We start from the raw sequence: 11517 nt of genomic DNA, 5'->3' as shown, positions 1-11517 counted from the left end.
CCTGACCATTCAATGAGGACTCCCATGCGTCTTATCCGCATGCTGTTGTTGCCGGCCCTGGCCCTGACCGCTGTTTCGGCCCATGCCGACCCGGCTTCCGTCGCCAGCCTGACCAACCTGTTGGACAAATCCAAGACCCTGACCGCGCGCTTCTCGCAACTGACCCTGGATGCCGGTGGCACCCAGCTGCAGCAGACCGAAGGCGAAATGGCCGTGCAGCGCCCAGGGCTGTTCTACTGGCACACCGAGGGCAAGTCCGAGCAGACCATCGTCTCCGACGGCCAGAAAGTCACCCTGTGGGACCCGGACCTGGAACAGGCGACCATCAAGAAGCTCGACCCGCGCCTGAACCAGACCCCGGCCTTGCTGTTGTCCGGTGATGTGTCGAAGATCAATGACAGCTTCGAGATCACCTCCAAGCAAACCAGCAACGTGATCGAATTCACCCTCAAGCCCAAGTCCAAGGACACGCTGTTCGACAGCCTGAACCTGTCGTTCGGCAACGGTGTGATCAACAACATGCGCCTGATCGACAGCGTCGGCCAGCGCACCGATATCCTGTTCTCCGGGGTCAAGGCCAACGAGCCGGTGCCGGCGTCCAAGTTCAAGTTCGACATCCCCAAGGGTGCCGACGTGATCCAGGAATAATCTGCCCAGAGGTTTCAAACGCTGCCCATGGATTTGTTTCGAAGTGACCCGATTGCTCAGCCCCTGGCCGCGCGCTTGCGCTCGACCAATCTGGATGAGTACGTCGGCCAGGAACACCTGCTCGCCCGTGGCAAGCCATTGCGCGAAGCCCTGGAGCAGGGTGCGCTGCACTCGATGATTTTCTGGGGGCCGCCAGGCGTGGGTAAAACCACCCTGGCGCGGCTGCTGGCAAAGGTCTCGGATGCGCACTTCGAAACGGTCTCGGCGGTGCTCGCCGGGGTCAAGGAGATCCGCCAGGCGGTGGATGTGGCCAAGCAACAGGCCGGGCAGTACGGCAAGCGCACCATCCTGTTCGTCGACGAAGTGCATCGCTTCAACAAGTCGCAGCAGGATGCGTTCCTGCCTTACGTTGAAGACGGCACGCTGATCTTCATCGGCGCGACCACCGAAAACCCTTCGTTCGAATTGAACAACGCCTTGCTCTCGCGGGCGCGGGTCTACGTACTCAAAAGCCTGGACGAGGCGGCGATGCGAAAGCTGCTGCATCGCGCATTGAGCGAAGACAAGGGGCTGGGCAAGCGCCAGCTCAGCGTGAGCGAAGAGGGCTTCAAGATATTGCTCACCGCCACCGATGGTGACGGCCGCCGCTTTCTCAACCTGGTGGAGAATGCTTCCGACCTGGCAGAAGACGGCAGTGAGATTGGGGTCGACCTGCTGCAAAGCCTGCTCGGTGATACCCGTCGTCGTTTCGACAAGGGCGGCGAAGCCTTCTACGATCAGATTTCGGCGCTGCACAAATCCGTGCGTGGCTCCAACCCCGACGGTGCGCTGTACTGGTTTGCGCGCATGATCGACGGTGGCTGCGACCCGCTCTACCTGGCGCGCCGTGTAGTGCGCATGGCCAGCGAAGACATCGGCAATGCCGACCCGCGTGCGCTGAGCCTGTGCCTCGCCGCGTGGGATGTGCAGGAGCGCCTCGGCAGTCCGGAAGGCGAGCTGGCGGTGGCCCAGGCCATTACCTACCTGGCCTGCGCGCCAAAAAGCAACGCGGTGTACTTGGGCTTCAAGTCGGCGTTGCGCGCTGCCGCTGAATACGGCTCCCTTGAGGTGCCGATGCACCTGCGCAATGCGCCGACCAAGCTGATGAAACAACTGGGTTATGGCGATGAATACCGCTATGCCCACGATGAGCCGGACGCCTATGCGGCCGGTGAAGACTACTTCCCCGATGAGCTTGAGCCGCTGGCGCTCTATCAGCCGGTGCCCCGTGGCCTGGAGCTGAAGATCGGCGAAAAGCTCAATCACCTCGCGCAACTGGATCGACTCAGCCCCCGGCAGCGGAGAAAGTAGTGCTCAAGACGATTCTTGCCGTGTCCGTAGCCGGCATCGCTGGTACATTATTGCGTTTCGCCGCTGGCACTTGGGTCAGCGCCAACTGGCCGAAGCATTTTTATGCGGCGACCCTGGCGGTCAACCTGGTGGGCTGCCTGATCATCGGGCTGTTGTACGGCTGGTTCCTGTTGCGTCCGGAAGTACCGATTGAAATTCGCGCCGGCTTGATTGTCGGCTTTGTAGGCGGTCTGACGACCTTTTCATCCTTTTCACTGGATACGCTGCGCCTGCTGGAAAGCGGGCAGGCCCTGGTAGCCATCGGTTACCTGGGCATCAGCGTGTTCGGCGGGCTGCTCGCCACCTGGGCCGGCCTGTCCTTGACCAAACTTTGATAAACGAGAGACCGACATGCTCGATTCCAAACTGTTACGTAGCAACCTTCAGGACGTAGCGGACCGCCTGGCATCCCGTGGCTTTGCCTTGGATGTCGCGCGCATCGAAGCGCTGGAAGAACAGCGCAAGACCGTCCAGACCCGCACCGAAGCACTGCAGGCTGAGCGTAATGCGCGTTCCAAATCCATCGGTCAGGCCAAGCAGCGCGGCGAAGACATCGCGCCGTTGATGGCGGATGTCGAGCGCATGGGCACCGAGCTGTCCGAGGGTAAGGTCGAGCTGGACAAGATCCAGACCGAGCTGGACTCGATCCTGCTCGGCATTCCCAACGTGCCTCACGAATCCGTGCCGATTGGCGAAGACGAAGACGGCAACGTCGAAGTGCGCCGCTGGGGCACGCCAAAAGCCTTTGATTTCGAGATCAAGGACCACGTTGCCCTGGGCGAATTGACCGGCGGCCTGGACTTTGAAACCGCTGCGAAAATGTCCGGCGCACGCTTTGCCTTGCTGCGTGGCCCGATCGCCCGCATGCACCGTGCCCTGGCGCAGTTCATGATCAACCTGCACACCGCCGAACACGGTTACGAAGAGGCCTACACCCCTTACCTGGTGCAGGCGCCGGCGCTGGTGGGCACCAGCCAGTTGCCGAAATTCGAAGAAGACCTGTTCAAGATCAGTCGCGACGGCGAAGCCGACCTGTACCTGATCCCGACGGCCGAAGTGTCGCTGACCAATATCGTGTCCGGCGAGATTCTCGACGCCAAGCAACTGCCTCTGAAATTTGTGGCGCACAGCCCATGCTTCCGCAGCGAAGCCGGTGCCTCGGGCCGTGACACTCGCGGCATGATCCGCCAGCACCAGTTCGACAAGGTCGAGATGGTGCAAGTGGTCGAGCCGTCGAAGTCGATGGAAGCCCTGGAAGGCCTGACCGCCAACGCCGAACGCGTCCTGCAACTGCTGGAGCTGCCGTACCGCGTGCTCGCACTGTGCACCGGCGACATGGGTTTCAGCGCCGTGAAGACCTACGACCTCGAGGTGTGGGTGCCGAGCCAGGACAAGTACCGCGAGATTTCGTCGTGCTCCAACTGCGGTGATTTCCAGGCCCGTCGTATGCAGGCGCGTTTCCGTAACCCGGAAACCGGCAAGCCGGAGCTGGTGCACACCCTCAACGGTTCCGGCCTGGCCGTAGGCCGTACGCTGGTAGCCGTGTTGGAAAACTACCAGCAGGCTGACGGTTCGATCCGCGTACCGGACGTGCTCAAGCCTTACATGGCGGGCGTCGAGGTCATCCGCTAAATGGAATTTCTGCCGCTGTTTCATAACCTGCGCGGCAGTCGTGTGTTGGTCGTCGGTGGCGGGGAGATTGCCTTGCGCAAATCCCGGCTGCTGGCCGACGCCGGTGCGTTGCTGCGGGTGGTTGCTCCCCAGATCGAAAGCCAGCTCAACGAGCTGGTGCTGGGCAGTGGCGGGGAACTGATTTTGCGCGGTTATCAGGAGGCCGACCTCAACGGGTGCACCCTGATCATCGCCGCCACCGACGATGAGCCACTGAACGCGCAAGTGTCCAGTGATGCCAAGCGTCGTTGCGTGCCGGTCAATGTGGTGGACGCGCCAGCCTTGTGCAGCGTGATCTTCCCGGCAATTGTCGACCGTTCACCCTTGGTGATAGCGGTGTCCAGCGGCGGCGATGCGCCGGTGCTGGCACGCTTGATCCGCGCCAAGCTGGAAACCTGGATTCCGTCCACCTATGGCCAACTGGCCGGGTTGGCGGCGCGTTTTCGTGCCCAGGTAAAGAGTTTGTACCCGGATGTGCAGCAACGTCGCGCATTCTGGGAAGACGTCTTCCAGGGCCCGATTGCCGACCGCCAGCTCGCCGGGCAGGGCGCCGAGGCCGAGCGCCTGTTGATCGAGAAGGTCAATGGCGCACCGCCAGACGCGCCAGGTGAGGTCTACCTGGTGGGCGCTGGCCCCGGCGACCCGGACCTGCTGACCTTCCGCGCCTTGCGCCTGATGCAGCAGGCTGACGTGGTGCTGTACGACCGCCTGGTCGCTCCGGCGATTCTTGAACTGTGCCGCCGCGACGCTGAACGTGTGTACGTCGGCAAGCGCCGCGCCGATCACGCTGTGCCGCAAGACCAGATCAACCAGCAATTGGTCGACCTGGCCAAGCAAGGCAAGCGCGTACTGCGCCTCAAGGGCGGCGATCCGTTCATCTTTGGGCGTGGTGGCGAAGAAATCGAGGAATTGGCCGCCCATGGCATCCCGTTCCAGGTGGTGCCGGGGATCACGGCGGCCAGCGGTTGCGCGGCGTATGCCGGGATCCCGCTGACCCATCGCGATTATGCGCAGTCGGTGCGGTTCATCACCGGGCATTTGAAGGACGGTACGTCGGATCTGCCTTGGCATGACCTTGTCGGCCCCTCGCAGACCCTGGTGTTCTACATGGGCCTGATCGGTCTGCCGATCATCTGTGAACAGCTGATCAAGCATGGTCGCGCGGCGGATACGCCTGCGGCGTTGATCCAGCAGGGCACCACGTCCAACCAGCGCGTGTTCACCGGCACCTTGGCCGACTTGCCGCGCATGGTGGCGGAGCATGAAGTGCATGCCCCGACACTGGTGATCGTCGGCGAGGTGGTGGTGCTGCGCGAAAAGCTCAAATGGTTCGAAGGCGCTCAGTCTCAAATCTAAGGCGTAAACGCATCGCGGGCAAGCCCGCTCCCACAGGGGATCGCATTCCAATGTGGGAGCGGGCTTGCCCGCGATGAGGCCGTCAAAGCCATCCAAAATTCCGGATCAGCTCCGCACGCCTTTGGCAATCAATCGTTCGCGGTTGTGCTGGGTATCGAACGATTGCAACGGGCCCTTGGGCACAATCCCCGTCGGATTGATCGTGCGATGGCTCGCGTAGTAATGCCCCTTGATGTGCGCAAAATCCACTGTCTCGGCCACCCCCGGCCACTGATACATTTCCCTCAGCCAGTTCGACAGGTTCGGATAATCCGCAATCCGCCGCAAATTGCATTTGAAGTGCCCGTAGTACACCGCATCAAAGCGAATCAGCGTGGTGAACAGGCGCACATCGGCTTCGGTCAGGTATTCACCGGCCAGGTAGCGATGATCGCTCAGGTGTTGCTCCAGATAATCCAGCTCGGCAAACACATCATCAAACGCACTTTCGTACGCCTGCTGCGACGTGGCGAAGCCTGCGCGGTACACGCCGTTGTTCACAGCGGGATAGATGCGCTCGTTCAGGGCGTCGATGGTCGGGCGCAGGGCCTCGGGGTAGAAGTCGAGGGTGTTGCCGGTCAGCCCGTTGAAGGCGCTGTTGAACATGCGGATGATCTCCGCTGACTCATTGCTCACGATGCGCTTAAGCTTCTTGTCCCACAGCACGGGCACGGTGACGCGGCCGGTGTAGTCGGCGGTATCGGCGGTGTAGCGTTGGTGCATGAAGTCGAAACCATCCAGCCTGTCGCCGGTGGAGCCGTGGGCCTTGTCGAAGGTCCAGCCATTCTCCAGCATCAACCAACTGACCACCGACACGTCGATCAAGTCTTCCAGGCCCTTGAGCTTGCGCAGGATCAGGGTGCGATGGGCCCAGGGGCAGGCCAGGGACACATACAGGTGATAGCGGCCGGCCTCGGCCTTGAAGCCACCTTCGCCGCTCGGGCCGGGCGCGCCGTCGGCAGTGACCCAGCTCCGGCGTTGTGCCTGTTCCCGTTGGAATGCGCCATCGGCGCTACTTTCGTACCACTGGTCTTTCCAGTGTCCTTCGATCAGCAAGCCCATGACTGGCTCCTCGGCTAATAAGCGTTGGAGGCCAGTCTAAAGGGCTAAGTTCGATTTAAAAGCGCAAAGACCGGGCGTGAATAATCGATTAAATCGATTTGTCCCGCGCGTCCCAGTACTGCTGGGCCAGCACGAACGCCTGTTCCCGCGTGTGGCCGAGGCCGCGCAAGGCCAGGGCCATGGTGGCGATCAGCGCCAGTTGCGGGTAGCTGTCTTCGACATCGCCACGCCACAGGGCCTTGAGGTGTTCGGGTTCCAGCGTGGCAGGTTTGACGTGGCGCTGGGCGGAGAGGGCAGGCCATTCCTCGTCCCAGCTTTCGCCGTCGGTGGTGCCGTACAGGTGGCTGGCGGAGTCGGGGTTGATCTCGATCTCGCCGCCATCACCTTTCACCACAATCACGTTATCGCCCAGCAAGCCGCTGGCATCGCGGTGCACGCCCTGATAGCCCGGGTGGAAGATGCTTTGCAGGCCCAGGCGCGCATTCAGCGGGTTGAGCAGGCGCGCCAGGGAGTGGATCGGCGAGCGCAGGCCCAGGGTGTTGCGCAGGTCAATCATGCGTTGCAGTTGCGGCGCCCAGTCGCCCAGCGGAACAAACGCCAGGTTACCGTGCTCATAGGCGGCCTCGACCTGCTGCCAGTTGCGGCACAGCGGGATCTGTAAACCTTCCAGCAATTGTTCGGTATACAGCCGACCGGCCGTGTGGGCGCCGCCGCCGTGCATGAGGATGCGCACGCCGTTCTGTGCCAGGCACTTGGCCGCCAGCAGGTACCACGGCAGGTGGCGCTTCTTGCCAGCGTAGGTCGGCCAGTCGACATCCACGTTCAACGCCGGGGCGTCGAGCCGTTCGCGCACGGCTTCGGTGAAGCCGGCGAGTTCTTCCGGGCTTTCTTCCTTGTGGCGCAGCAGCATCAGGAAGGCGCCGAGCTGGGTGTCTTCGACTTTTTCGTCGAGCAGCATGCCCATGGCTTCGCGGGCTTCCTCGCGGGTGAGGTTGCGCGCGCCGCGCTTGCCTTTGCCCAGGATGCGCACGAACTGCGCAAACGGGTGTTCGGCAGGGGTTTGGAGGGTCAGCGGGGCAAAGTCGGTCATAAGCAATTCGTCGGCCTGGGCAGGCCCGCCAGCTTGGCGGCGAGTTTGGCGGGAGTGCCGTTGAAGAGTTTGTTGAGGTGCAGGCTGTTGCCCTTTTCCGCACCGAGCTTCAAGGCGGTGTACTTAATCAGTGGGCGCGTGGCCGGGGACAGCTGGAACTCGGCATAGAAACCGCGCAGCAATTCGAGGATTTCCCAGTGGGCCGGGGTCAGCTCCAGCGCTTCAATGGCAGCGAGAGCGTTGGCCACGTCGGCAGACCATTGGTTGAGGTCGACGAGGTAGCCGTCCTTGTCCAGCTCAAGGCTGCGTTCGCCTACGGTCAGGGTGTTCATAGCCAAGTGTTGACCTTGTCGTAGTCGAGCGACAGTTGTACGAAACCCGGGTAGTCGACGCTGTCGGCCCAGTCCGGCAGGGGCAGGTTACGTGCCTGCATATCTTCGGCCAGCACAAACACCTTCACGCCCTTGGTGTGCAGGGCGGGGGCATGGAGCCCGTAGGCGCCGTCGCCACACAGCAGGATCGCGTCCTCGGCGCCGCAGATACGCAGGCAGCTGTCGAGGCGGCTATCGGAAAACGGCGAGTGAGACACCACGTGTAGAGTCGACATCAGAGGGTAATCACCTGGTCGTAACGGTCAATCAATTCGGAAATGGCTTCGTTGCTCAACGGTTGCGCCTCGGTGGGTGGCGTCAAGCCCCGCACGGCCATGCTGTGACGGCAAACAAATACATCGTCGATGCCGAACAGCCCCAATGCCTGCAGATTGGCGCTGAGGTCCTTCTGTTGCACGGCCTTGGCATTCTGGTGCGGTGCCAGCTGGAACACGCCGTCATCCATGAACAGCAGGCCGATGGGCAGATCGAAGGCGCCACCGGCCAGCACGATGTCCAGGGCTTCCCGCGCACTCGGGCCGGACCAGGGCGCCTGGCGGCTGATCACCAATAAGGATTTGGACATCTCACGGCCCTCCAAAGCAGATCAGGCGGTCGGCGGACTGCGCAGCATCGTGCAACTGCCCCAGGCCGGAGAGCGCCCAGGGCGCTTCCAGGTTCACCGCGCTGCGTTGATAACGCGTGGCTTCCTCCTGGTTGAGCACGCCACGGCGCAGGGCGGCGGCGATGCACACCACACCATCAAGCCCATGCTCGCTGACAAATTCGCGCCATTGGCGGGCGATGTCTTGCTCATCCTGGGGGGCGACGATGTTATTGGAGGCGCTGTAGACGCCATCCTGATAGAAAAACAGCCGAACAATCTCGTGCCCGCCCGCCAGCGCGGCCTTGGCAAACAGCAAGGCGCGGCGCGAGGAGGGCGCATGGGCGGCGGAAAACAGGGCAATTGCAAACTTCATGGAACACTCTGCCAGCAAACGTGGGCCAATGATAAAGCCGCTGCCACGAAAAAGCCCGTCGTGATCAAAACGGTCACTGTCGCTGACCGTTCCGGCGATTGCCGCCGCGCCAAAGGCTGCCTAGTCTGTGGGCACCCGAAACGGAATTGGAGTGCCCATGTCAGGTCCCTTGGCGTCCCTCAAAGTGCTGGATTTCTCCACCTTGCTGCCCGGCCCGTTTGCGTCGTTGATGCTGGCGGACATGGGTGCCGAGGTGCTGCGTATCGAATCGCCGACACGCCCGGACTTGCTGCGGATATTACCGCCCCACGACCTCGGCACTTCGGCGAGCCACGCCTACCTCAATCGCAACAAACGCAGCCTGGCGCTGGACCTCAAACAGGCCGAGGCGCTGGAGATTGTGCGTGAGCTGGTCAAGGACTACGACATTGTTCTGGAACAGTTCCGGCCCGGGGTGATGGAGCGCCTGGGCCTGGGGTATGAGGCGCTGAAGGCGATCAACCCCAGGCTGATTTATGTGTCGATCACCGGTTATGGCCAGACCGGCCCCTACAAGGACCGCGCCGGGCACGATATCAATTACCTGGCGCTGGCGGGGGTGGCCAGCTACACAGGGCGCCAGGACAGCGGGCCGGTGCCGCTGGGCGTGCAGCTCGCGGATGTGGGCGGGGGCTCGTTGCATGCGGTGGTGGGGTTGCTGGCGGCGGTCGTCGCCCGGCAACAGAGCGGGGTGGGTCAGTACCTGGATGTGAGCATGACTGATTGCTCGTTCAGCCTGAACGCCATGGCCGGCGCGGGCTACCTGGCGTGCGGAGTGGAGCCGGCGCGGGAAAGCCATGTGCTCAATGGCGGCAGTTTTTACGATTATTACCGCTCGCGGGATGGGCGCTGGATGTCGGTGGGCAGCCTGGAACCGGCGTTCATGCAGCAGCTCTGCGAGGCGCTGGGGCGGCCGGAGTTGGCGGCGCTGGGCTTGTCGCCCAAACTCAAGGCAGCCCTGCAGGTTGAATTTGAGAAGCGCAGCTTTGATGAGCTGTGTGAGCTGTTCGCCGGGGTGGATGCGTGCGTGGAGCCGGTGCTGAGCTTGAGCGAGGCCGTGGAGCATCCACAGCTTAAGGCGCGGCAACTGGTGAGCCAGGTGCCGAGGGGGGATGGGTCGACCCAGGCGCAATTGGCCTGTCCGTTGAAATTTTCCGAGGGTTTGCCGCCGCCACGGCATATCGGTGCTGTGGTGGGAGCGCACACCGATGAAGTGCTGGCGCAGTTAGGGTTCAGTGTTCAGCGGATAGCCGAGTTGCGGCAGGCCAAAGTTGTAGGGTGACTGTACGGGCGCTATCGCAGGCAAGCCAGCTCCCACAGTTGATCGGCGACGCGGTCAAAATGTGGGAGCGGGCTTGCCCGCGATGAGGCCCTTTATTCCACCCGGGTTTCCCCGGTAAACACCAAGGTCTGCCGGCACCGCCGACACAAATACCGCCGCCCCTGGGCCACCAGACCATGGCGCTGCGAGGAAAACGGAAAATCACTGTCCGCACACGGGCAGCGGTAGATATAGCGGGTCACCTGGCGGCGCTTCACTTCATAGGTATGGCAACGATCAGGCGGCAGCTCGTAGACCCCGCGCATGATCAATTGCCATTCCTCGCCATGGGGCTGGATGCGCTCGCCAAACAATTGGTGAGCGATCAGGTGCGCCACTTCGTGGGCCACGGTCTGCTTGAGGAAGTGCTGGGTGTTTTCACGGTACAACTGTGGGTTGAAACGCAGCAGGTTCTCGTGCAAATGCGCGACACCGGCCTTCTGGCCCCGCAGCTTGAGGCTGACCTGGGGGCGTTTGAAACTTCGTTTGAAAAAGGATTCGGCTTGCAGGAAACAATCTTCGACGCGGGTATTGAGTTGCTCGGGCATGCTGTACATATCTCCAGAGACCTCCAGTATGCCGCAAAGCTGGGTGTTTCCGAATCTGTCAGGCGCCGAATGGTCATGCATAACGCACAAAGCCACCTTACGGTGGCCTTGCTCACGGTTTGAAAGCGCTTAGTTGGTGTAGATCGGCCCCACGCCCAGGCCCCACACGATCACGGTAAACGCCATGATCGCCACCAGCACCACCAGGCCCACGGCCAGTACCGAGCTGGAAAACAGGAAGCCCTCATCCGGGTCGATGTTCATGAAGGTGGGCAGCCCCACATATAAGAGGTACACCGTGTAGCAGATCGCCGCCGTGCCCACGATCATGCCCAGCCACATATGCGGGTAGAGCGCGGCCAGCCCACCGATGAACAGGGGCGTGGCGGTGTAGGTGGCAAATGCGACGCAGCGCGCCATGCTGGGGTTGGCGTCGTAGGTGCGCGCCATCCAATGGATGAACGCACCCATCACCGCCACGCCGCCGAGCATGGCCGCGTAGGACATGATGGTCATCCACAACGCGCTTTCCTGGGTCAACATCACCGGCGCCCGGCTGCCGATGACCCAACCGACCTGGGTGGTACCGATAAAGGCTGATACGGCGGGGATCGCCGCGAGAATCAGGGTGTGAGTGAGGTACATGTGGCTGATGCTTTCTTCTTTATCGCCACGGATTTCCCGCCATTCCTGGTCGGGATGGGTAAAAAGCCCCACGACGTGATGGATCATGCCAGTCACTCCTGTCGTTATTACCATCGCCCCCCATCGGAGCGCCCACGGGCCAAATGGCCACAAAGGTCTGGATATATGTGCGACCTCAAGTCGCAGTATAGGAAGTGATGACCGGAAAAACTGTAGGGCTTTAGAGCAAATCGCGCTGTAAACAGGGGGCTTAATCGCGGTGAGGTCTGTCTAAATTGCTACGGTCGATGTGGGAGCTGGCTTGCCTGCGAAAGCGGCGGGTCAGCAACAGATGAGTTGGCTGACCCACTGCTTTCGC

General features: G+C 62.0%; 14 protein-coding genes. 6 read left to right on the top strand and 8 right to left on the bottom strand.

What is annotated here, in order from left to right; all coding sequences use genetic code 11:
* Positions 1-24 precede the first annotated feature (24 nt).
* From lolA to cysG, 5 genes are read left to right on the top strand one after another with little or no spacing between them, the layout of a single operon-like run.
* Positions 25-648 carry an outer membrane lipoprotein periplasmic chaperone LolA gene (gene lolA, locus AC07OV_RS06200; protein WP_176995486.1) on the top strand — a complete coding sequence of 208 codons (624 nt, stop codon included), beginning with the start codon at positions 25-27 and terminating at the stop codon, positions 646-648.
* Positions 649-675: 27 nt separating this feature from the next.
* Entirely contained in the window at positions 676-1998 is a 1323-nt protein-coding gene (locus AC07OV_RS06195; RefSeq protein WP_495091798.1) for a replication-associated recombination protein A, read from the top strand.
* Positions 1998-2372, top strand: coding sequence for a fluoride efflux transporter CrcB (crcB, locus tag AC07OV_RS06190; protein WP_176995488.1), 375 nt, complete (start codon positions 1998-2000; stop codon positions 2370-2372). The genes AC07OV_RS06195 and crcB overlap by 1 nt, the downstream gene beginning before the upstream one ends.
* 16 nt (positions 2373-2388) lie before the next feature.
* On the top strand, positions 2389-3669 hold the full coding sequence (gene serS, locus AC07OV_RS06185) for a serine--tRNA ligase (protein WP_176995489.1): 1281 nt from the start codon (positions 2389-2391) through the stop codon (positions 3667-3669).
* Entirely contained in the window at positions 3670-5064 is a 1395-nt protein-coding gene (gene cysG, locus AC07OV_RS06180; protein ID WP_176995490.1) for a siroheme synthase CysG, read from the top strand.
* A 105-nt stretch (positions 5065-5169) separates the two neighbouring features.
* Here cysG and AC07OV_RS06175 read toward each other — a convergent pair whose 3' ends face one another.
* The 6 genes from AC07OV_RS06175 to tusD form a co-directional block, all read right to left on the bottom strand.
* On the bottom strand, positions 5170-6165 hold the full coding sequence (locus AC07OV_RS06175) for a glutathione S-transferase family protein (protein WP_494996874.1): 996 nt from the start codon (positions 6163-6165) through the stop codon (positions 5170-5172).
* A gap of 88 nt (positions 6166-6253) precedes the next feature.
* A complete protein-coding gene (locus tag AC07OV_RS06170) occupies positions 6254-7255 on the bottom strand; it encodes a glycosyl transferase family protein (protein ID WP_495091797.1) in 1002 nt (333 codons plus the stop codon).
* Complete coding sequence (locus tag AC07OV_RS06165; RefSeq protein ID WP_494996876.1) at positions 7252-7587, bottom strand: TusE/DsrC/DsvC family sulfur relay protein; 336 nt, start codon at positions 7585-7587, stop codon at positions 7252-7254. Before AC07OV_RS06165 ends, AC07OV_RS06170 begins: the two co-directional genes overlap by 4 nt.
* Positions 7584-7862 (bottom strand): sulfurtransferase complex subunit TusB, encoded by a 279-nt coding sequence (gene tusB / locus AC07OV_RS06160; protein WP_494996877.1) that lies wholly within the window; start codon positions 7860-7862, stop codon positions 7584-7586. Before tusB ends, AC07OV_RS06165 begins: the two co-directional genes overlap by 4 nt.
* On the bottom strand, positions 7862-8212 hold the full coding sequence (tusC, locus tag AC07OV_RS06155) for a sulfurtransferase complex subunit TusC (protein ID WP_178918781.1): 351 nt from the start codon (positions 8210-8212) through the stop codon (positions 7862-7864). Before tusC ends, tusB begins: the two co-directional genes overlap by 1 nt.
* 1 nt (position 8213) lies before the next feature.
* The gene (gene tusD, locus AC07OV_RS06150) at positions 8214-8606 is read right to left on the bottom strand and encodes a sulfurtransferase complex subunit TusD (protein ID WP_494996878.1); all 393 of its coding nucleotides are present in this window, start codon (positions 8604-8606) and stop codon (positions 8214-8216) included.
* Between the two features lie 157 nt (positions 8607-8763).
* Between tusD and AC07OV_RS06145 the strand changes: the two genes are divergently transcribed.
* Positions 8764-9927 carry a CaiB/BaiF CoA transferase family protein gene (locus AC07OV_RS06145; protein ID WP_176995497.1) on the top strand — a complete coding sequence of 388 codons (1164 nt, stop codon included), beginning with the start codon at positions 8764-8766 and terminating at the stop codon, positions 9925-9927.
* A gap of 92 nt (positions 9928-10019) precedes the next feature.
* On the opposite strand, the gene AC07OV_RS06140 is transcribed toward AC07OV_RS06145, so the two are convergent.
* Both AC07OV_RS06140 and AC07OV_RS06135 read right to left on the bottom strand, forming a co-directional pair.
* Entirely contained in the window at positions 10020-10514 is a 495-nt protein-coding gene (locus tag AC07OV_RS06140; protein WP_176995498.1) for a SprT family zinc-dependent metalloprotease, read from the bottom strand.
* 129 nt (positions 10515-10643) lie between these two features.
* Complete coding sequence (locus AC07OV_RS06135) at positions 10644-11246, bottom strand: Yip1 family protein (RefSeq protein ID WP_494996880.1); 603 nt, start codon at positions 11244-11246, stop codon at positions 10644-10646.
* Positions 11247-11517 lie beyond the last annotated feature (271 nt).

The organism is Pseudomonas sp. GW821-FHT09A09, from assembly GCF_059418405.1.
Note: the sequence above shows the minus strand (reverse complement) of the source record. Positions and strands in the feature narration are given on the sequence as shown.

Bases quoted from the DNA above. Each gene is read 5' to 3' on its own strand.
- AC07OV_RS06175 (WP_494996874.1), bottom strand. From the start codon at position 6,165: ATGGGCTTGCTGATCGAAGGACACTGGAAAGACCAGTGGTACGAAAGT.
- AC07OV_RS06195 (WP_495091798.1), top strand. From the start codon at position 676: ATGGATTTGTTTCGAAGTGACCCGATTGCTCAGCCCCTGGCCGCGCGC.
- AC07OV_RS06165 (WP_494996876.1), bottom strand. From the start codon at position 7,587: ATGAACACCCTGACCGTAGGCGAACGCAGCCTTGAGCTGGACAAGGAC.
- AC07OV_RS06135 (WP_494996880.1), bottom strand. From the start codon at position 11,246: ATGATCCATCACGTCGTGGGGCTTTTTACCCATCCCGACCAGGAATGG.
- tusD (WP_494996878.1), bottom strand. From the start codon at position 8,606: ATGAAGTTTGCAATTGCCCTGTTTTCCGCCGCCCATGCGCCCTCCTCG.
- tusB (WP_494996877.1), bottom strand. From the start codon at position 7,862: ATGTCGACTCTACACGTGGTGTCTCACTCGCCGTTTTCCGATAGCCGC.
- AC07OV_RS06170 (WP_495091797.1), bottom strand. From the start codon at position 7,255: ATGACCGACTTTGCCCCGCTGACCCTCCAAACCCCTGCCGAACACCCG.
- serS (WP_176995489.1), top strand. From the start codon at position 2,389: ATGCTCGATTCCAAACTGTTACGTAGCAACCTTCAGGACGTAGCGGAC.
- cysG (WP_176995490.1), top strand. From the start codon at position 3,670: ATGGAATTTCTGCCGCTGTTTCATAACCTGCGCGGCAGTCGTGTGTTG.
- AC07OV_RS06140 (WP_176995498.1), bottom strand. From the start codon at position 10,514: ATGCCCGAGCAACTCAATACCCGCGTCGAAGATTGTTTCCTGCAAGCC.
- AC07OV_RS06145 (WP_176995497.1), top strand. From the start codon at position 8,764: ATGTCAGGTCCCTTGGCGTCCCTCAAAGTGCTGGATTTCTCCACCTTG.
- tusC (WP_178918781.1), bottom strand. From the start codon at position 8,212: ATGTCCAAATCCTTATTGGTGATCAGCCGCCAGGCGCCCTGGTCCGGC.
- lolA (WP_176995486.1), top strand. From the start codon at position 25: ATGCGTCTTATCCGCATGCTGTTGTTGCCGGCCCTGGCCCTGACCGCT.